18 protein-coding genes are annotated in these 19,622 nt (G+C 71.8%); 12 read left to right on the forward strand and 6 right to left on the reverse strand.

Annotation, left to right across the window (positions count from 1 at the left end):
* Positions 1-29 precede the first annotated feature (29 nt).
* A complete protein-coding gene (locus tag AB0O15_RS07830) occupies positions 30-3,686 on the forward strand; it encodes a SpoIIE family protein phosphatase (RefSeq protein ID WP_364315469.1) in 3,657 nt (1,218 codons plus the stop codon).
* Here the strand turns inward: AB0O15_RS07830 and AB0O15_RS07835 are convergent.
* Positions 3,643-3,957, reverse strand: a complete 315-nt coding sequence (locus tag AB0O15_RS07835; RefSeq protein ID WP_364315472.1) for an STAS domain-containing protein — start codon at positions 3,955-3,957, stop codon at positions 3,643-3,645. The genes AB0O15_RS07830 and AB0O15_RS07835 overlap by 44 nt on opposite strands.
* A gap of 98 nt (positions 3,958-4,055) precedes the next feature.
* On the opposite strand from AB0O15_RS07835, the gene map reads away from it, so the two are divergent.
* Positions 4,056-4,913: a type I methionyl aminopeptidase gene (gene map, locus AB0O15_RS07840; protein WP_364315475.1), complete on the forward strand. Its 858-nt coding sequence runs from the start codon at positions 4,056-4,058 to the stop codon at positions 4,911-4,913.
* Between the two features lie 3 nt (positions 4,914-4,916).
* Here map and AB0O15_RS07845 read toward each other — a convergent pair whose 3' ends face one another.
* Genes AB0O15_RS07845 through AB0O15_RS07855 form a run of 3 tightly spaced genes read right to left on the reverse strand, consistent with a single transcriptional unit; the run spans position 4,917 to position 6,490 of the window.
* Positions 4,917-5,618, reverse strand: a complete 702-nt coding sequence (locus AB0O15_RS07845; protein ID WP_364315478.1) for a nucleotidyltransferase domain-containing protein — start codon at positions 5,616-5,618, stop codon at positions 4,917-4,919.
* Positions 5,619-5,669: 51 nt separating this feature from the next.
* Positions 5,670-6,092 carry a ferritin-like domain-containing protein gene (locus tag AB0O15_RS07850; protein WP_364315481.1) on the reverse strand — a complete coding sequence of 141 codons (423 nt, stop codon included), beginning with the start codon at positions 6,090-6,092 and terminating at the stop codon, positions 5,670-5,672.
* Positions 6,089-6,490, reverse strand: a complete 402-nt coding sequence (locus AB0O15_RS07855) for a hypothetical protein (protein WP_364317127.1) — start codon at positions 6,488-6,490, stop codon at positions 6,089-6,091. Before AB0O15_RS07855 ends, AB0O15_RS07850 begins: the two co-directional genes overlap by 4 nt.
* Positions 6,491-6,733: 243 nt before the next feature.
* Here AB0O15_RS07855 and rimP point away from each other — a divergent pair, with 243 nt between their 5' ends.
* From rimP to infB, 4 genes are all read left to right on the forward strand, one after another.
* Positions 6,734-7,333, forward strand: coding sequence for a ribosome maturation factor RimP (gene rimP / locus AB0O15_RS07860; protein WP_364315484.1), 600 nt, complete (start codon positions 6,734-6,736; stop codon positions 7,331-7,333).
* Entirely contained in the window at positions 7,330-8,346 is a 1,017-nt protein-coding gene (gene nusA / locus AB0O15_RS07865) for a transcription termination factor NusA (protein WP_364315487.1), read from the forward strand. Before rimP ends, nusA begins: the two co-directional genes overlap by 4 nt.
* Positions 8,324-8,710: a YlxR family protein gene (locus AB0O15_RS07870; RefSeq protein ID WP_364315489.1), complete on the forward strand. Its 387-nt coding sequence runs from the start codon at positions 8,324-8,326 to the stop codon at positions 8,708-8,710. Before nusA ends, AB0O15_RS07870 begins: the two co-directional genes overlap by 23 nt.
* 106 nt (positions 8,711-8,816) lie before the next feature.
* Positions 8,817-11,891, forward strand: a complete 3,075-nt coding sequence (gene infB, locus AB0O15_RS07875; protein WP_364315492.1) for a translation initiation factor IF-2 — start codon at positions 8,817-8,819, stop codon at positions 11,889-11,891.
* An 84-nt stretch (positions 11,892-11,975) separates the two neighbouring features.
* Here infB and AB0O15_RS07880 read toward each other — a convergent pair whose 3' ends face one another.
* Positions 11,976-12,998 carry an SAM-dependent methyltransferase gene (locus tag AB0O15_RS07880; protein WP_364315495.1) on the reverse strand — a complete coding sequence of 341 codons (1,023 nt, stop codon included), beginning with the start codon at positions 12,996-12,998 and terminating at the stop codon, positions 11,976-11,978.
* A 52-nt stretch (positions 12,999-13,050) separates the two neighbouring features.
* Between AB0O15_RS07880 and AB0O15_RS07885 the strand changes: the two genes are divergently transcribed.
* The 5 genes from AB0O15_RS07885 (at position 13,051) to fliQ (ending at position 17,096) form a co-directional block, all read left to right on the forward strand.
* Entirely contained in the window at positions 13,051-13,344 is a 294-nt protein-coding gene (locus AB0O15_RS07885; RefSeq protein ID WP_364315496.1) for a DUF503 domain-containing protein, read from the forward strand.
* A gap of 110 nt (positions 13,345-13,454) precedes the next feature.
* Positions 13,455-13,922 (forward strand): 30S ribosome-binding factor RbfA, encoded by a 468-nt coding sequence (gene rbfA, locus AB0O15_RS07890; protein ID WP_364315498.1) that lies wholly within the window; start codon positions 13,455-13,457, stop codon positions 13,920-13,922.
* Positions 13,919-14,959: a bifunctional oligoribonuclease/PAP phosphatase NrnA gene (locus AB0O15_RS07895; RefSeq protein ID WP_364315501.1), complete on the forward strand. Its 1,041-nt coding sequence runs from the start codon at positions 13,919-13,921 to the stop codon at positions 14,957-14,959. Before rbfA ends, AB0O15_RS07895 begins: the two co-directional genes overlap by 4 nt.
* A 352-nt stretch (positions 14,960-15,311) precedes the next feature.
* Entirely contained in the window at positions 15,312-16,640 is a 1,329-nt protein-coding gene (locus AB0O15_RS07900) for an MATE family efflux transporter (RefSeq protein ID WP_364315502.1), read from the forward strand.
* Between the two features lie 186 nt (positions 16,641-16,826).
* The gene (fliQ, locus tag AB0O15_RS07905) at positions 16,827-17,096 is read left to right on the forward strand and encodes a flagellar biosynthesis protein FliQ (RefSeq protein WP_364315505.1); all 270 of its coding nucleotides are present in this window, start codon (positions 16,827-16,829) and stop codon (positions 17,094-17,096) included.
* A 10-nt stretch (positions 17,097-17,106) separates the two neighbouring features.
* Here the strand turns inward: fliQ and truB are convergent, their stop codons facing one another.
* On the reverse strand, positions 17,107-17,988 hold the full coding sequence (truB, locus tag AB0O15_RS07910; RefSeq protein WP_364315508.1) for a tRNA pseudouridine(55) synthase TruB: 882 nt from the start codon (positions 17,986-17,988) through the stop codon (positions 17,107-17,109).
* Between the two features lie 77 nt (positions 17,989-18,065).
* On the opposite strand from truB, the gene AB0O15_RS07915 reads away from it, so the two are divergent.
* Positions 18,066-19,616: a glycoside hydrolase domain-containing protein gene (locus tag AB0O15_RS07915; protein ID WP_364315510.1), complete on the forward strand. Its 1,551-nt coding sequence runs from the start codon at positions 18,066-18,068 to the stop codon at positions 19,614-19,616.
* The last annotated feature ends 6 nt before the right edge of the window (positions 19,617-19,622 follow it).

Genomic DNA, 19,622 nt, shown 5'->3' on the forward strand with positions numbered 1-19,622 from the left:
AAACCCTGGTCGGGAGCTAGTTTCGGGAGGTGGGTGTGACCTCGGACGACCATCTGCCGCAGCGGCTGCGGACGGCGTTCGAGCGGGGCGGCGAGATGGGCCGCCGAATGCGCGAGCTCGACTGGACCAGCACCCCGCTCGGCCCGCCGCAGGACTGGCCCGAGGAACTGCAGACCGCGGTGGTGGCGATGCTCGCCTCCCGGGCCCAGATCGTCATCTTCCACGGGCCGGAGTACTGCGCGCTCTACAACGACGCCTACATCGTCACGATGGGCGTGAAGCACCCCGGCTACCTGGGCCGGCCCGGCCGCGAGATGTGGGCCGAGGCGTGGGAGGTGCTGCAGCGGCTGTTCGACGGGGTGGTGCGCTCCGACGCGGCCTTCTGGGCGAGCGACCACCCGTTCCTGCTCGATCGGTACGGCTTCCTCGAGGAGACGTACTTCGACATCTCGTCCGACCCGATCCGGGCCGCCGACGGCACGGTCACCGGGGTCAACTGCATCGTCACCGACACCACGTCCCGGGTGCTCGGCGAGCGGCGGGTCCGCACCCTCAGCGCGCTCGGCCGCCGGCTGGCCGACCAGGTCGACCAGGCCGGGCTGGGCGCGCGGGTGGCCGAGGTGCTGGGCGAGAACCGGGGCGACATCCCGTTCGCGGCGCTCTGGCTGGACGACCCCGAGACCGGCGGCGAGCTCACCCTGGCCGGGTCCAGCGGCGCGGCGCCGGCCCCGCTGACCCGGATGACCCCGGCCGACCGGGCCACCGTGGCCGCGGTGCTGCGGACCGGCCGGCCTAACCGGGTGCCGACCCGCGCGGTGTGCGACCCGCCGCCGCACGCCGCCACGGACAGTTCGCTGGTGGTGCCGATCGGGGTCGGCACCGGCCACGCCGGCGTGCTGGTCATCGGGCTCAGCCGGCACCTGTCCATGGACCGCGACTACAGCGACTTCCTCGACCTGGCCGGCGCCCAGATCTCCCAGGCCGTGTCGGCCCACCGGACCTACGAGCTGCAACGCCGCCGGACCGCCGAGCTGACCGCGCTGGACACCGCGAAGACCAACTTCTTCGCCAATGTCAGCCACGAGTTCCGTACCCCGCTGACCCTGATCCTCGGCCCGCTGGAAGACCTGCTCGGCGAACGCCTCGAGCCCGACCTCGCCGACCGCCTGCGGCTCATGCACCGCAACGGGTTGCGCCTGCTCAAGCTGGTCAACACGGTGCTCGACTTCTCCCGGCTGGAGTCCGGGCGGATCCGCGCGGCCTACCGCCCGACCGATCTGGCCACCTACACCGCCCGGCTGGCCGGCACGTTCCGTTCGGCCACCGAGCGCGCCGGGCTGCGGCTGACCGTCGAGACGCCGCCGCTGGCCGCGCCGGTGCACGTCGACCGCGAGATGTGGGAGAAGATCGTCTTCAACCTGCTCTCCAACGCGGTCAAGTTCACCCGCGAGGGGGGCGTCACGGTTCGCCTGACGGCCGACGGCGACGAGGCGGTGCTGACCGTCGAGGACACCGGCGTCGGCGTCCCGCCCGAGGAGCAGTCGCTGCTGTTCGACCGGTTCCACCGCGTCTCCAGCACCTGGTCGCGCAGCCACGAGGGCACCGGCATCGGGCTGGCGCTCGTGCGTGAGCTGGCCGAGCTGCACGGCGGCAGGGTGGGCGCGGCCAGCGAGGTCGGGGTCGGCAGCCGGTTCACCGTCCGCGTCCCGTTCGGCACCGCCCACCTGCCGGCCGACCGCCTGGTCGCCGACCCGCGCCACCTCGCCGACGAGGTCGACCCCCGGCTCTACCTCGGCGAGACCCAGAGCTGGTCGGCCGAGCCACAGCCGGCCCCGGCCGAGAGCGCGCCGGGCGGGCGGATCCTGCTCGCCGACGACAACGCCGACCTGCGCGAACACGTCACCCGGCTGCTGCGCGGGCACTTCCGGGTGACCGCGGTGGCCGACGGGCGGGCCGCCCTGGAGACCGCGCTGCGCGAGCCGGTCGACCTGGTCCTGACCGACATGATGATGCCGCGGCTGGACGGCTTCGGGCTGATCCGCGCGCTGCGCGCCGACGAACGGACCCGGGACGTGCCGATCGTGGTGCTGTCGGCCCGGGCCGGCGAGGAGGCCTCGGTCGAGGGGCTCACCGTCGGCGCGGACGACTACCTGGTCAAGCCGTTCTCGGCCCGCGACCTGATCGCCCGGGTGCGGGCCAACCTCGGCCTGGGCCAGGTGCGCCGGCAGATCATCAGCCGGTTGCGCGGGCTGGTCGACGCGGCGGCGGCGGTCAACACGGTACGCACGACGGCCGAGGTGCTCGACGTCGCGGCCCGGCACGTGCGGGCAATGACCTCGGCCGGCCGCGTGGTGGTCACCGCGGCCGGGGCCCGGGCCGAGGTGGACGGTGGCGCCGCCCCCGACGCGACCCCGGTGTCCGTGGTGCCGCTGCTGGACACGGCCGGGGTGGAACACGGCGAGCTGAGCGTCTGGGAGGGCTCCGACGGGGTGCCCGACTCGGGCGTGATCACCCAGCTCGCCCGGCTGATCGGCCTCCGGCTGGAGAACGCCCGGCTCTACGAGGCCGAGCACCGGATCGCCAGCACGCTGCAGCACAGCCTGCTGCCGGCCTACCTGCCGCGGATGCCCGGCGCCATCGTGGCCGTCCGCTACCTGCCCGGCAGCACCGAGGCCGAGGTCGGCGGCGACTGGTACGACGTGATCAGCGCCCCCGGCGAGAAACTGTTCCTGGTCATCGGCGACGTGGTGGGCAAGGGCGTGCAGGCCGCCGCCGGGATGGGCCAGCTGCGCAACGCGCTCCGGGCGTACATCCTGGAGGGTTTCGGGTGTGGTGAGAGCCTGAGCCGCCTCAACCGGCTGGTCGACAACCTGGGCCGGCGGCAGTTCGCCACCGTGGTGTGCGTCTGCTTCGACCCGCGCACCCGGACGCTCACCTACTCGTCGGCCGGCCATCCGTCGCCGGTGCTGTTCGACCTCTCCCAGGAGGAGGGCACCTTCCTCTACTCCTCGGCGATGGGCCCGCCGATCGGGGCGCTGAGCGACATCACCTATCCGACCCGGACGGTGGAGCTGGAGGCCGGGACGCGGCTGCTGCTCTACACCGACGGGCTGGTCGAGGACCGCCGCCGGGGCATCGACACCGGGCTGGCCGAGCTGACCAGCGACGTCGCCAAGCCCGTCGAGCACATCGAGGACCTGCTCGACGCGCTGCTGGCCAAGGCGTCCCAGCAGAACCGGCGGGACGACATCGCGCTGCTCGCGCTCCAGGTCACCGAGCCGCGCGAGTTCGTGCTGCGGCTGCCAGCCGACCCGACCCGGCTGAGCGTGCTGCGCCGCCGGCTGGACGACTTCCTCACCGCCCACGAGGTGCCCGAGGCCGACGTGTTCGACCTCACCGTGGCGGTGTCCGAGGCGGCGGCCAACGCGATCGAGCACCCGATCGACCCGGTCGAGCCGTTCATCACGATCGAGGCGTCGCTGGACCGCGAGGCGGTGACGGTGACCGTCCGCGACACCGGGACCTGGCGGCCGTCCGCCGGGCCCGGCTTCCGCGGCCGGGGGCTGGCGCTGATCGGCGCACTGTCCGAGATGGCGCTGGCCCGCTCCGAGTCGGGCACCTCGGTGACGTTGCGCCGGCCGCTCACGCGGGACGTGCCACCCATGGCTGAGCGGCCAGACCGCTGATGTCGAGCACCCGGTAGACCTGGCCCGACGGGATCACGTGCAGCGAGCCCGGGAAGCGCTCGTTCAGGCGGATCAGGGCGTGCAGCGCGGCCGAGTCGAAGAAGGTGACCGCGGTCAGGTCGAGGGTCGCTCCGCGTACGCCCTGCGGGGTCGCCGCCCGGAACATCGCTTCCGCGGTCGACATGTCCACCTCGCCGGTCACCGTCACGGTGACCCGGTCGTCGTGCACCGCACCGACGGCCGAGAAGGAGCCGATCCCGTCTTGATCCACGAAAAGCACGATGACACAGGGGCCTAGGGGCGGCAACAACCGGTTGTGCCACCCGAGGCTTCGCCGGGCGGCTCCGGCACGGCGATAAACTCGGTGCCATGACCGTACGAGCCCCGCTCACGCCGGGTAAGCAGTCGGCCCGGCGTCAGGTGCCGGCGCAGATCACCCGCCCGGAGTACGTCGGGAAGGCCCGCCCGAAAGAGTGGCGCGGATCGCACGTGCAGACGCCCGAGACGATCGACAAGATGCGTCTGGCGAGCCGGCTCGCGGCCCAGGCCACCCAGCTGGCCGGCGAGCACTGCAAGCCCGGCGTCACCACCGACGAGATCGACCGGGTGGTGCACGAGTTCCTCTGCGATCACGGCGCCTACCCGTCGACGCTGGGTTACAAGGGCTTCCCGAAGTCCTGCTGCACCTCGATCAACGAGGTGATCTGCCACGGCATCCCGGACAGCACGGTGCTCGACGACGGCGACATCATCAACGTCGACGTCACCGCGTACATCAACGGCGTGCACGGCGACACCGACGCCACGTTCCTGGTCGGCGAGGTCGGCGAGGAGGCCCGGCTGCTGGTCGAGCGCACCCACGAGGCGATGATGCGCGGCATCCGCGCGGTCGCCCCCGGCCGCCCGATCAACGCCATCGGCCGGGTCATCGAGGCGTACGCCCGCCGCTTCGGCTACGGCGTGGTCCGCGACTTCACCGGGCACGGCATCCACGAGACCTTCCACAGCGGCCTCTACATCCCGCACTACGACAACCCGAAGCTCGACACGGTGATGGAACCGGGCATGACCTTCACCATCGAGCCGATGATCACGCTGGGCACCTACCAGTACCGGATGTGGGACGACGGCTGGACCGTGGTCACCAAGGACGGCTCGTGGACGGCCCAGTTCGAGCACACCCTGGTGGTCACCGAGGACGGCTACGAGATCCTGACCCTGCCCTGACCGTCACTCGAAGAGGCTGGTGAGCGGGCCGTCCACCGGTCGTCCGCGGGCCGTCAGGTCGTCGGCCTGCGCCTTCAGCACCGCCGCCAGCTCCTGCATGTCGGCGCCGGCCAGGCCGGTCCGCCGTACCGCGTCGGCCCGGTTCCGGAAGTACGTGCGGCTGAGCAGCCCGGCCACCATCGAGGCGTGCAGGCGCGCCTCGGACATCAGCACCAGGGCGGCGTCGGTGTCGTACCACTCGGCCAGGCGGGCCGCCCGGGCGTGCGCCGCCGACGCCACGCACCAGTTGCGCCGGGCCAGCGCCGAGAACTCGCCCGGCCGGGTCTCGGCCAGCTTGGCCAGGTGCACGTCGCGCTGCTCGGCGAACCAGCCGTGCGGGTCGTACAGCGACTTCGCCGAGAGGTAGCGGTCGGCCTCCAGCGGCCAGCGCGGGGTCAGCTCGCGCGCCCGGCGCAGGCCCTCGTCGGCGTTCACCACGGTCAGGTCGACCAGGACGCCGTCCACCCGGCGCAGCACCGGCCGCGGTCCGGTCTGCCGATAGGTGGCCACGACCAGGTTGATGTCGCTGCCGTCGGTGTCGTCGCCGTGGGCCAGTGAACCATGCACGCCGATCGCCCGGACCTCGGCCGGCCAGCGCGCCTGGATCACGTCACGCAGCCGGACGGCCAGGTAGCCGCGCGGGCCGGCGACATCGATCTCGCTCACCCGGACATTGTCACGGATTCATGTTCCCGCGGCTACGTCGTGTGGTTCTCGTTATTGCGGGCGACCGGGGAAGGCCATGGTCAGCGGGGCGACCCCGGCCACCCGGCGCCACTTGACCGCCTGGATCGCGGCGCCGGTGAGCGCGCCCAGCGCCGTCGCGCGGTCGGCGGCGCTGGTCACCGCGAGGGTCGCGCGCCAGGCCTGGGCCACGCCGTCCTCGATGTGGATGGCCAGCTTGAGCGCGGACGCCCGGTCGGTCACCGGGAACGGCAGGTCGTAGCCCGCGGGGGCCGGGGCCGGGCTCGCCTTGAGCTGGTCGAGGCGGCTGACCAGCTGGTCACGGCGCGTGCGGTGGTCGGCCTCGGCGGTCCGGGCCAGGGTCTGTTCGCCCTTGCTCAGGCGAACCCCGATCAGCGCGTACGCGTAGATCGCCGCTTCCTCGGCCGCCAGCGCGGCGGCGAGCTGCTCGTTCACCGGAGGGCCTCGACGTGGGTGGCCCGGCAGGCGGCGATCGACCCCATCAGCGCCGCCCGGTCGGCGGGGGCGGTGCGGGCCGAGGCGCTCGCGGTCTTCATGGCGGCGCTCTCGGCGGCCCGCAGGCCGGACAACGCGGCCGGCGCGGGAGCGCTGGGGACGGGCGCGCCGGCCGAGGGGCCGGCCGCCCCGATCAGGATGGCCAGCGCGGCCGCGTGAGCGCGGTGGTCCTCGGCCAGCGGGGTGATCCGGCCGGACAGGTCGGGCTGGGCGGCGGCCAGGCGGTCGTAGGCCGCGGCCAGCGCCCGCGCCTCGTCCAGCACCGGCTGGAGCGGGTCGGGCTCGGGGATCGGCTCGGGATCACTGTCGAAGAGACCGCAGCCGCCGGGCGCCGTCACGGCCACCGCCCCGATCACGGTCGCGCCGAGCACGCGCCGCCGGTTCCACATCCCCACAGCGGACAGTCAACACCATCACCACGGCCTGTATCGACCCCGTCGTTGACCAGCGCATGACGGGGATTCGGAGCGGCGCTGGCGGGGCTCCGGGAGCGAAGCGTTACGCTCTGCGCAGCCGCCGGGGGTTTTCGGCCCGGCGGCATGCCGGTGTTTCCGGCGGATGCCAGGAAGGGGTGGAGATCGATGACGCAGCGTGGTCGTGCGGGTTCTCGCCCGGGTCATCGTCGCCCCGGCGGCGACCGTGGCCGTGACACCGCGCCGGACGACCGTCCCGTGGCGCCCCGCGTCGACCTGGCCGCGGCCAAGTCCCGGGTGCTCGCCGTGATCGAGCCGGTGGCCGCCGCCGCCGGGTACGACCTGGAGGACGTCCATCTCTCCCGGGCCGGCCGGCGGCACGTGCTGCGCGTCCTGGTCGACACCGACGGGGGAATCAGCCTGGACGACGTGGCGTTGGTGTCCCGGGCGATGTCCCAGGCGCTGGATGCCGCCGAGGAGGCCGGTGGCGAGGTGCTGGCCGGTGAATACCAGCTCGAGGTGGGCTCGCCCGGTGTCGACCGGCCGCTGACCCTGCCCCGGCACTGGCGCCGCAACGTCGGCCGCCTGGTCGCGGTGAACGGCCTGACCGGCCGGATCACCGCCGCCGACGACACCGGGATCACCCTGGACGACCGTGTGATCCCGTTCGCCGATCTGGGCCCGGGCAAGGTGCAGATCGAGTTCAAGCGGATCGACGAGGCCGAATTCGAGGACGTCGACGACGAGGATGAGGAGGGCGAGGAATGAACATCGACCTCGCGGCGCTGCGCGCCCTGGAGCGCGAGCGGGAGATCCCGTTCGACACGATCCTCGCGGCGATCGAGACCGCGCTGCTCACGGCCTACCGGCACACCGAGGGCGCGGAATCACACGCGCGGGTGGAGATCGACCGGAAGAACGGCGCGGCCCTGGTGTTCGCCCAGGAGACCGACGACGAGGGCACGGTCGTCCGGGAGTGGGACGACACCCCGCACGACTTCGGCCGGATCGCGGCGATGACCGCCAAGCAGGTGATCCTCCAGCGGTTGCGGGAGGCGACCGACGAGGCCCACTTCGGCGAGTACGCCGGACGCGACGGTGACCTGGTGACCGGCATCGTCCAGGCCGACGCCGCCCGGGCCGAGAAGGGCATCATCATCGTCGACCTGGGCAAGCTCGAGGCGGTGCTGCCGCAGTCCGAGCAGGTGCCCGGCGAGACGTACCAGCACGGCGCGCGCGTCCGGTGCATCGTGGTGCACGTGGTGAAGGGCTTCCGCGGCCCGCAGATCACCCTGTCCCGCTCGCACCCGGCGCTGGTCAAGAAGCTTTTCGCGCTCGAGGTGCCGGAGATCGCCGACGGAACCGTGGACATCGCCGCGATCGCCCGTGAGGCAGGTCACCGCACCAAGATCGCGGTCCGGTCCACCGTGCCCGGGGTGAACGCCAAGGGCGCCTGCATCGGCCCGATGGGCCAGCGGGTCCGCGCCGTGATGAGCGAACTGCACGGCGAGAAGATCGACATCATCGACTGGTCGGACGATCCGGCGCAGTTCGTCGGCAACGCGCTGTCGCCGGCCAAGGCCCTGCGGGTCGAGGTGGTCGACCTGGCCACCCGCACCGCCCGGGTCACCGTCCCCGACTTCCAGCTGTCCCTGGCGATCGGCCGCGAGGGTCAGAACGCCAGGCTGGCCGCCCGGCTGACCGGCTGGCGGATCGACATCAAACCGGACAACGAGTCCGCCGGCGTCTCGGAACACGATGCCGCCGAAGCCGGAAGCTGACCGAATACGCGCAGCGGTAGGCGGGGGAGTAGACTTGCCAGAGGCCGGACCGACACGAACCTGTGTCGGCTGTCGTTCACGCGTTCCGGCCTTCGCGTTGTTGCGGTTCGTCGTGGCAGGGTCCGGGGATGATCTCCGGCTCGAGCCCGATCCGGACCGCCGACTGCCGGGACGGGGAGCACATCTGCATCCCGATCCGGCTTGCTTCGCGCTGGCGGAGCGGCGCCGTGCCTTCGGGCGGGCGTTGCGATTCACCGGTGTTGCTGACACCGGTCCGCTTGCCGAGCACATCCGGGCGGTCTTTCGACCCTCCGGAGCCGCCGATGGTGGGGCGTCGGAGCCCCATCACGACCCAGCAAGGTAGGACGACCGACATGAGCACACGATGAAGTCCCTGAAATGAACAGGCTTCTAGTGCACGAGTGAGGTCGCTGCGGGTCCGCCTGCACGACCTCGAAGTGAGGAGTGCAGTGCCAGGTAAGGCCCGCGTACACGAGCTCGCGAAGGAGCTCGGGGTCGACAGCAAGACCGTTCTCGCCAAGCTCAAAGAGATGGGCGAGTTCGTCAAGTCAGCTTCCAGCACCGTCGAGGCCCCGGTGGCCCGACGGCTTCGCGGCGCCCTGGAGACCTCGAACGGCAGCGCTTCGGCGCCCGCCGCTCCGGCTCCGAGCGCACCCAAGTCCCCGACGAGCGCGCGGCCCGCGCCGCCGCGTCGTCCCACCGCGCCGGACGCGGGCACCAAGCCCGACGCCCCGTTGTCACCGGCGTCCACACCCGGCTCGCCCGGTTCGATGGTCCGGCCCAAGCCGGCGCCTCGTCCCGGCCCGACGCCCGGTCCGGTCGCCAAGCCGGCCAGCGCGCACGACATCGAGGTGGCGGCCGCCGAGGCGCGCGCCTCGGCGCTGAAGGCCGAGCAGGAGGCCTCCGTCAAGGCCGCCCAGGCGGCTCAGGCCGCACGGACGGCCCGGGAGACCGAGCGCCGGCAGCAGCAGCCGCCGGCCGACGGTGCCTCCCGTCCGGGTCCCGGTCCGCGTCCCGGCCCCGGCGCGGTTCCCCCGCGTCCGGGTTCCCCGGCGGCTCGTCCCACCGGCCCCGGTGGCGGCAACGCGCGTCCCGGCCCGGGCGGCAACGCTCCGCGGCCGCCGCGCAGTCCCGGTAACAACCCGTTCGGTGTCTCCGGCGGCGGTTCGTCCCGTCCGTCCCCGAACGCCATGCCCCGGCCCGGTCAGTCCGGCCCCGGCATGCCTCCTCGTCCGAGCCCGGCCTCGATGCCGCCTCGGCCGAGCCCCTCGTCCATGCCGTCGCAGCGCCCGGCCCGGCCCGCCGGTCCCGGTGGCGCCGGCGCGGGTCGTCCCGGCGGTCCCGGTGGCGGTCGTGGCGGTCCCGGTGGCGGCGGCGGCGGTTTCCGCGGCGGTCCCGGTGGCGGTGGCGCCGGCGGCGGCTTCCGTGGCGGCCCTGGTGGCGGTGGCGGTGGCGCCGGTGGCGGCTTCCGTGGCGGTCCCGGTGGCGGCGGTGGCGGTGGCTACCGTGGCGGCCCCGGTGGCGGCGGCGCCCCCGCGGGTGGCGGCGCTCCCGGACGTCCGGGTGGCGGCGGTCGTGGCCGTGGCGGCGGTGCCGCGGGTGCCTTCGGGCGTCCGGGTGGCCGGCCGACGCGTGGCCGCAAGTCCAAGAAGCAGCGGCGTCAAGAGTTCGACAACCTCAGCGCCCCGGCGATGAGCTCGGGCGCGCCGCGCGGCCAGGGTCAGGAGATCCGGCTGTCGCGTGGTGCGTCGCTGTCCGACTTCGCCGACAAGATCAACGCGAACCCGGGCTCGCTCGTCCAGGAGATGTTCAACCTGGGCGAGATGGTGACCGCCACGCAGTCGGTGTCCGACGAGACGCTGCTCCTGCTCGGCGAGCACCTGGGCTTCACCGTGGTGATCGTCAGCCCCGAGGACGAGGACCGCGCGCTGCTCGCGCAGTTCAACATCGACCTCGACGCCGCGGTGGACGAGGACCGGCTGGTCACCCGGCCGCCGGTGGTGACCGTCATGGGTCACGTCGACCACGGTAAGACGAAGCTGCTGGACGCGATCCGCAAGACCAACGTGGTCGCCGGCGAGGCGGGTGGCATCACCCAGCACATCGGCGCCTACCAGGTCGCGGTCGAGCACAACGGCGAAGAGCGGGCCATCACCTTCCTCGACACCCCGGGTCACGAGGCGTTCACCGCCATGCGTGCTCGTGGCGCCAAGGCGACGGACATCGTGATCCTGGTGGTCGCGGCGGACGACGGCGTGATGCCGCAGACGGTCGAGGCGTTGAACCACGCCAAGGCCGCCGAGGTGCCGATCGTGGTCGCGGTCAACAAGATCGACAAGCCCGACGCCAACCCGGACAAGGTGCGTCAGCAGCTGACCGACTACGGCCTGCTCGCTGAGGAGTACGGCGGCGAGACGATGTTCGTCAACGTCGCGGCCAAGCCCGGCATCGGCATCGACGAACTGCTCGAGGCCGTCCTGCTGACCGCCGACGCGGCGTTGGAGCTGACCGCTCCGATCGACGGGCCGGCGCAGGGTGTCGTGGTCGAGTCGCACCTGGACAAGGGTCGCGGCGCCGTGGCCACCGTCCTGGTGCACAAGGGCACGCTCCGGGCCGGCGACTCGATCGTGGCGGGCGGCGCGCACGGTCGCGTCCGCGCCATGCTCGACGAGAACGGCAACACCGTGTCCGAGGCCGAGCCGGCTCGTCCGGTCCTGGTCCTGGGTCTGACCTCGGTGCCGGGTGCGGGTGACACGTTCCTGGCGGCCGAGGACGACCGCACGGTGCGGCAGATCGCCGAGCAGAGGCAGGCCCGCCGTCGTGCGGCGACCTTCGCCAACTCGCGTCGTGGCCGCACGCTCGAAGACCTGGTCAACGAGCTCAAGGAGGGCGAGAAGACCTCGCTCACCCTGGTCATCAAGGGCGACAGCTCGGGTTCCGTCGAGGCCCTCGAGGACGCGCTGTTCAAGATCGATATTCCGGACGAGGTCCAGCTCAAGGTCATCCACCGCGGTGTCGGTGCGATCACCGAGAGCGACGTGAACCTGGCGAGCGCGACTTCGGACGCGACCGCCACGATCATCGGCTTCAACGTCCGGGCCTCGAACAAGGTCAAGGAACTGGCCGACCGCGCCGGCGTGGAGATCCGCTACTACAGCGTCATCTACCAGGCCATCGAGGAGATCGAGGCGGCCCTCAAGGGCATGCTCAAGCCCGAGTACGAAGAGGTCGAGATGGGCACCGCGGAGATCCGCGAGGTGTTCCGCTCGTCCAAGATCGGCCTCATCGCGGGTTGTGTGGTCCGTTCGGGTCTGCTCAAGCGCAACGCCAAGGCGCGCATCCTGCGTGATGGGGTTGTCGTCTCCGAGGGCACCGTCACGGTCAGCTCGCTCAAGCGGTTCAAGGACGACGCTTCCGAGGTCCGTGAGGGCTTCGAGTGTGGTCTGACGCTCAGCGGGTTCGGTTCGCCGCAGGTCGGCGACGTGATCGAGACCTTCGAGATGCAGGAGAAGCCGCGAGGCTGATCCACGGCTGACGAGGACGGCCCCGCACCGGTTCGGTGCGGGGCCGTTCTCTTTCCACTTCCGTGTTTTCTGCTTCCGTTCTTCCTACTTGCGGGCGATCAGGATGTCGCGCTCGATCGACTGGTCGACCCGGTGCGCGACATCGTCGTGCTCGACCGGGGTCAGGCCGTTGGCGATCAGGATGTCCTCGGCCAGTTCGCGCTTGGCCACCTTGAGGTTCCAGGACAGCCCGATCGCGCCGCCCGGGCGCAGCAGCGTGGCCCACTGGGGCACGGCCCGCTCGAGCAGGTCGAGCGGGCGGCGGGACAGGCCGCCCTCCTCCTCGTAGCTGCCGTGCGTGACGCCGTAGGGCAGGTCGGCCACCAGCACGTCGGCACAGCGGGCGCGCAGCAGGCCGTCCAGCTGCGTGGTGTCGGCGTGAATCACGGTGACCTGCTGGGTGGCGCCGGCCTTGTGGTCGTCCTTGGAGGCGGCCAGCGTGATTTCGAGGCGGCGGGCGCTCTTGCGGCCCTGCCGGCGGACCGGGTGCAGGTCGGCGGTGTGCTTCAGGCGTTTGCGCTTCAGCCACGTCTGGAGGAAGGCCTTGTAGGCGTCCACGTCCTTGCCGTCGAGTTCGACGCCGATCGCGTGGTGGCCGTACATCAGGGCCTGGTTGAGGGTGGTGCCGCGGCCGCAGACCGGGTCGAGCACGGTCAGCCCGCCGGACAACATCTTGCCGGCCGAGGCGGAGGCCAGGATGGTCAGGTTGAGCACCAGCTTGGTGAACTGCTCGTTGGTCTTGCCGGCGTACTTGGGGATGGTGATCAGGTCGCTGTCGTAGCGGGCCAGCGGCGCCAGGGTGAGCGGCCGGAGCAGGTCGCCCTCCCGCCGGAAGAGCGCGTACGCCGAGGACAGGTTGGACAGCTGGGCGACATCGTCGTCGGTCAGGGCGTCGGCGGTGAACGTGAGATACGGCACGCCGCCGATCTCGGTGGTCCCGATCTCGTCCGGCCGGGTGGAGAGGACGCTCGTGAACGCCTTCAGTTCGGCCGTGGCCAGCCGGGGGGCCTGGTCGGCGTAGACACGGTTGGCGGACGGGGCCAGGAGCATCGCGTACGGATCGGGCATCGGGAAAGAATCCCACATGCCCTTTCCGGGGCTGACGCGTAAGGTGCCGCCCGTGTTCACGGAGACAGCAGTGTTCGACATCCTGTTGCCCGGCGACTCCCGGTCGCTGAAGCAGAAGCGGGGGTACGTCCGGCCGATCATCGCGATGTTGCGCAAGTTCGAGGTCAGCGTGGCCGAGGTGGGCCATCTCGAGCTGCACGGACGGGCGGCGATCGGGGTGGCCGTGGTGGCCGCCGACCTCGCCCACGTCCGCAGCGTGATCGACACCTGCGAGAACCAGGTGGCCGGTCGGCCCGAGATCGAGTTGCTGTCGGTGAAGCGCCGGCTACACGGTGATGACGACTGAGCGGGAGGTTATGCACAGTCGGACCGCCGGGACGTTCGGTCGTAACGGCACGTGGGTAGGCTCCAGGCGTTGGGATTACGCTGACTTTTGGACTGTCGGAGGTGGGCGATATGTCGGATCCGGCCAAGACTCGTCGGCACGCTGAACGCGTGCGCGAACTGGTCGCTTCATTGGTACGGGAGATCAAGGATCCCCGGCTCGGCATGGTGACGATCACGGATGCGCGGCTCACGGGCGACCTGCGCGACGCGACCGTCTTCTACACGGTGCTGGGCGACCCGACCGAGCAGGCGGCCACGGCCGCGGCTCTGGAGAGCGCCAAGGGGATGCTGCGCAGCCGCGTCGGGCACGCTCTGGGCCTGCGGCACTCGCCGAGCCTCTCGTTCATCCTCGACAACGTGCAGGAGCACGTGAAAGAGATCGACGACCTGCTGGCGGCCGCCCGTCATCGCGATGCCGAGGTGCAGCGCCTGGCGGCCGACAAGCAGTACGCGGGCGACCCTGATCCGTACAAGCCGGAACCGGACGACGAGGAGGGCGAGCCCGACCGCGTCGGCGCCCGCGAGGACCAAGGGTGACCGAGCTGGCCACGCGCCGGCCCTCCGCCCCGGCGGAGGCGGACTGGTCGGCGGCGGTCGCGGTGATCCGCGAGCTGGTGCCGGCCGGCCGGGTGCTGCTCATCTGCCACGTCAACCCCGACGGTGACGCGCTGGGCAGCATGCTCGGGTTCGCGCTCGGGTTGCGGCAGCTGGGCGTGACCCGGATGCAGGCGACCTTCCCGGGCGTCTTCGACGTGCCCGAGCCCTTCGCCGAGCTGCCCGGGGTCGACCTGCTCGTGCCCGAGGCAGAGGTCTGGGCCGACCCCGAACTGGTCATCACGTTCGACGCGGCGGCGGCGTCCCGGCTCGGCGCGCTGGCCGACCGGCTGTCCCGGGCGCGGGGCACCGTGGTGCTCGACCACCACGCGTCCAACGCCGGGTTCGGTGGCGTCAACCTGGTCGACCCGCAGGCGGCGGCCACCTCGGTGGTGGCCGAGGAACTGCTGGCCCGGCTCGGCGTGCCGCTCGACGCGGCGATCGCCGAGTGCCTCTACGTGGCCCTGGCCACCGACACCGGGTCGTTCAAGTTCGACATGACCACGCCCCGGGTGCACGAGATGGCCGCCCGGCTGATCGCGACCGGGCTGCGGCCGGGGGAGATCTCCCGCCGCACCTTCGACACTCGGCCGTTCGAGGCGGTCAAGCTCTTCGCCGAGGTGCTGGCCCGGGCCGAGCTCGACCCGGCCGCCGCGGCCGGGCACGGGCTGGTCTCGACCTACGTCACCCAGGACGACCTGGCCCGGCACGGCCAGCGGGCGTACGTGATGGACGCCCTCATCGACCCGGTCCGCACGGTGGCCGAGGCCGACGTGGCGGTCCTGGTCAAGCAGATCGGCGAGCAGACCTGGGCGGTGTCGCTGCGCAGCAAGGGCGCGGTCGACGTCAGCGGGGTGGCGGTGGCCCTCGGCGGCGGCGGACACCGGCTGGCGGCGGGCTACACCGGCCATGGCACCCCGGCCGAGATCGTGGCGGCCGTCCGTTCCCTCGTGCCCGACCACCTGCTGTCGCCCTCCTGACACCCCGGTTGTCTCGGAGTACGGGATCCGTCCGGCACGGAACCTAAGTTAACGCTAGTTTGGGTTAACGGTCATTTGGTTCTGTCGCGGTCGTGACCACCGCCCGTCGTCGGAGCCGTGAGCCACCGGCGTCCGGCGATCCCGGGCTGGTCCTGTTACTCGGGGCGCTGTTGATGCGCCCGCTCCGCCGTGGAAGGACCCACGATCATGGCTGCCAAGCCGAAGCCCCAGCCCTCCTCCGACGAGGCCCGCGAGGCCCTGCGCCGCGCCCTGCAGACGTCGATGGACACCCGCCAGTAAGCACCACACGGCTATTTGCCTCCTTACCGCTCGGCGGGCATCATGAGAACTCATGAGCCCGCCTGCCGAGCACGCGCCCGCGCCCGTCTCGGCGTCGGCGCGCCGGATCACCCAGCTGGCCCTGCCGGCGCTCGTCGTCCTGGCCGCTGAGCCGCTCTACGTCCTGGTCGACACCGCCGTCGTCGGCCACCTCGGCCCGGTCCCGCTCGCCGCCGTCGCGGTCGGCGGCACCGTGATGTCCCTCGCCGTCTGGTTCGGCACGCTGATGGCCTACGGGACCACCGGCCGAGCCGCCCGGCGGTACGGCGGAGGCGACCGCACCGCCGCCGTGGCCGAAGGTGTGCAGGCCTCCTGGCTGGCCCTCGCCACCGGCCTGCTGCTCGTCCTGGTCGTCCAGCTCGTCGCCGAGCCGCTCGGCCGGGCCCTGGCCGGCGACCCGACAGCCGCCGAGGCCGCCGCCGGCTGGCTCCGCATCGCCGTCCTCGGAGCACCCGGCCTGCTGCTGGCCGCCGCGGGCAACGGCTGGATGCGCGGCGTGCAGGAGACCCGGCGCCCGCTCTGGTTCATCCTCGGGGCGAACGTGCTCAGCGCCATCCTCTGCCCCCTGCTGGTCTACCCCGGCGGGCTCGGCCTGACCGGTTCGGCCATCGCCAACGTGACCGCGCAGACCGTGGCCGGCGGCCTCTTCCTGCTCGCCATCATCCGTGAGCGCGCGCCCCTGCGGCCCCTCCCGCCGGTGATCGTCAACCAGCTGGTCCTCGGCCGCGACCTGCTCATCCGGGGCGGCGCCTTTCAGGTCTGCTGGCTGTCGGCGACCGCGGTGGCGGCCCGATTCGGCGTGGCGTCGGTGGGCGCACACCAGATCGCGCTGCAACTGTGGTTCTTCGCCGCGCTGGCCCTGGACGCGGTGGCCATCGCGGCGCAGTCGCTGGTCGGCGCGGCGCTGGGCGCGTCCGACGAGGCCAGCGCGCGTGACGTGGCCCGCCGCGTGACGATCGCCGGGGCGGTCGCGGGCGTGGCGTTCGCGGTGCTGGCCGGCGCCGGGGCCGGGGTGATCCCGTCGCTGTTCACCGGCGACCAGGCGGTCCGCGACCAGGCCGCGGTGGTGTGGCCGTGGTTCGTGGGGCTGTTGCCGTTCGCCGGGGTGGTGTACGCCTTGGACGGAGTCCTGATCGGCGCCGGGGACGTGGGGTTCCTGCGCAACCTGACGATCGCGGCGGCGTTGCTCGGGTTCCTGCCGGCGATCTGGCTGGCCTACGCGTTCTCGTGGGGCCTCGGCGGCGTATGGGCCGGCCTGGGCCTGTTCACGCTGGTGCGGTTCGTCGGAATCGTGCACCGGTGGCGGTCGGCGCGCTGGGCCGTGCTCGGCGTCACCCGCTGACCCCTGTGGACAGTTCTCAGCATCGTCGAATTCGCCCGCTACGGTGGGCGCCCACCCAGTGACGGGTGGGGGAGGTGGCGGCGGGCGCGGCACGATTTCAAGATCGACTGCGGCGGCAACCGATCGGCAACCGTGGTGCCCCCGGTTCGCACTCCGGGAATCCTCAAGTCCCCCGAAGTGAGGAGCATGACGGACACGATGATTGTCGAGCTGGGACTGCAGGCCATGACCATCGCCGCCAAGATGTGCGCGCCGGTGCTGCTGACCGCGCTGATCATCGGCTTCGCGATCTCGTTGTTCCAGTCGGTGACCCAGATCCAGGAGGCGACGCTGTCGTTCGTCCCGAAGGCGATCGGTGTCGGTGTGGCGATCCTGTTCTCGGGTAACTGGATGTTGCACGAGATGATCTCGTTCACCCAGCAGCTCTTCGCGAAGATCCCGACGCTGCTGGGCTGACCACCGCCGGTCAGGCCGGTGCCAGGACGATCTCGGCGCGGGCCTTTCCGGACTTCTCGCTGACAATGGCGAGCAGGATGCCCTCGGGGGAGAAGACGGCGTAGGGGCCGGTGATGCCCACGGCGTCCAGGGGGCCGCCGTGACGAAGGACGCGGGTCTCCTCGGCGGTGGCCGTGCGTTCGGGGAAGGCGCGGCGGGCCGCCTCGGCCATCGGGAGGCTGATCACGTCGGGTGCGCGGGACTCCAGCGAGTCCAGGGTGGACGCCTCGGCCAGGGTCATCTGCCCGACCGCGGTGCGGCGCAGGGCGGTCAGGTGGCCGCCGACACCCAGCGTGGCGCCCAGGTCGCGGGCGATCGCCCGGATGTAGGTGCCGGAGGAGCAGGTCACGTCGATGTCCACGTCGACGACCGGGCCGGCCGGCCGGATCGCCAGCACGTCGAGTTCGGCGACATTGACCTCGCGGGGCGGCAGCGAGACGTCTTCGCCCTGGCGTACCCGCTTGTAGGCCCGCTCGCCGTTGATCTTGATCGCGCTCACCGCGCTGGGGACCTGGCTGATCGCGCCGGTCTGGGCCAGCAGCCCGGACCGGATCGACTCCTCGGTGACCGAGGCCGCGTCGGTGCGGGCGGTCACCTCACCCTCGGCGTCGTCGGTGACCGTGCTCTCGCCCAGCCGGATCGTCGCCCGGTAGCTCTTGCCGGCGCCGATCACGTACGTGAGCAGCCGCGTCGCCCGGTTGACCCCGATGATCAGCACCCCGGTGGCCATCGGGTCGAGGGTGCCGCCGTGCCCCACCCGCCGCGTCTTGGCCAGCCGCCGGACCCGCGCGACCACGTCATGCGACGTGATACCCGCGGGCTTGTCCACCACGATCAGTCCGTCAATCTCCATCCCGCTCAGCTTATGTGTCACCTGATTCGGCACATCCGGCCCATCCATAGATCGACGAACTTTGCTTTCATTCCGCGATGGACATCTATCGCGGCGCCACCGCCGCCGCCCTCGCCGCCGTGGCGATCGCGGTGACGGCCACCCCGGCTTTGGCCGATTCGGTGCATCCCGGCACGTACTCCGGCGAAGGCTTCGACGCCTGCACCGCACCGACCAGCGCGACCATGCGCGCCTGGGCCGCATCGCCGTACCGCTCGCTCGGCGTCTATTTCGGCGGCAGCAACCGGTCCTGCGCCCAGCCCCAGCTGACCGCCGACTGGGTGGAGGAGCAGACCGCGGCCGGCTGGCACCTGATCCCGATCTACCTGGGCATGCAGGCCTCCTGCACGCTCTCCACCAAACCCAACAAGATCGACAACACCCGGGCGTACGCACAGGGGCGCGAGGCCGCCGCCGACGCGGTCGTCCAGGCCCGGGCGATCGGCCTGGCCACCAACAGCACGCTGATCTACGACATGGAGGCGTACGCCGCCAACGACCCGGTCTGCACTGAGGGTGTCGTGCAGTTCATGGGTGGCTGGAGCGCCCGCCTGCACGATTCCGGCTACCTCTCCGGCTTCTACAGCAGCATGGGCTCGGGTGTCCGGGACCTGGTCGCCAACTACAACCGGCAGGGTTACGTCCGGCCCGACTATGTGGACTTCGCCCGCTGGGACCAGCTGTCCACGGTGAGCGACCCGGACATCCCAGCCTCGTACTGGTCGCCGCACCGCCGGATCAAGCAGTGGCGGGGCGATCACATCGAGACGCACGGCGGCGTCTCCATCAACATCGACAACGACCGGCTCGACGTGGCCCCGGCCCCGCGCTCGCCGCACGGCGACTTCACCCGCAACGGCTGGGTCGACCTGCTCACCCGGAGCGGCACCAACCTGCAGCTCCACCCGGGCAACGGCGGGGTGTTCGACACCACCCAGACGATCACCTTCGGCAGCGGGTGGAGCTCGATGAACTCGATCATCCGCTACCCCGACTGGGACGGCGACGGCAACGAGGACGTGATCGCCCGGGAGACGGCCTCCAGCAACCTCTTCTTCTATTCGGGTACGAAGACCGGGCTGGGCGCCAAGAAGCAGGTCGGCACCGGCTGGAGCGGGTTCCGCGAGCTGACCCCGATCGGCGACTTCAACGACGACGGCTACCCCGACCTGCTGGCCGTGCGGATCGCCGACAACAGCCTCTACCTCTACCCGGGGCGGGCCGGGGTGGCCTTCGGCTCGCGGGTGAAGGTCGGCGACGCCGGCTGGGACCTGATGAGCGAGCTGACCGGGATGGGGGACTTCGACTCCGACGGCATCAACGACCTGATCGCCCGGGAGACCGCGACCGGCGTGCTGTACTTCTACGCCGGCCGGGCGGGCGGCTTCGCCGAGCGCCGGCAGATCGGCACCGGCTGGAGCGGCCAGCACGACCTGGTCGGCGTCGGCGACGTCAACCGGGACGGGTTCACCGACCTGGTCTCGGTCAATGGCCAGGGCGTGGTCAACCGGTACGAGGGTGACGGCACCGGCTTCCCGCGCCGGTTCCAGATGGCCACCGGGTTCGACAGTAAGGCGCCGCTCTTCTGATCGGTC

Origin of the sequence: Actinoplanes sp. NPDC089786, from assembly GCF_040684855.1 — a bacterium.
Classification (GTDB): Bacteria; Actinomycetota; Actinomycetes; order Mycobacteriales; family Micromonosporaceae; genus Actinoplanes.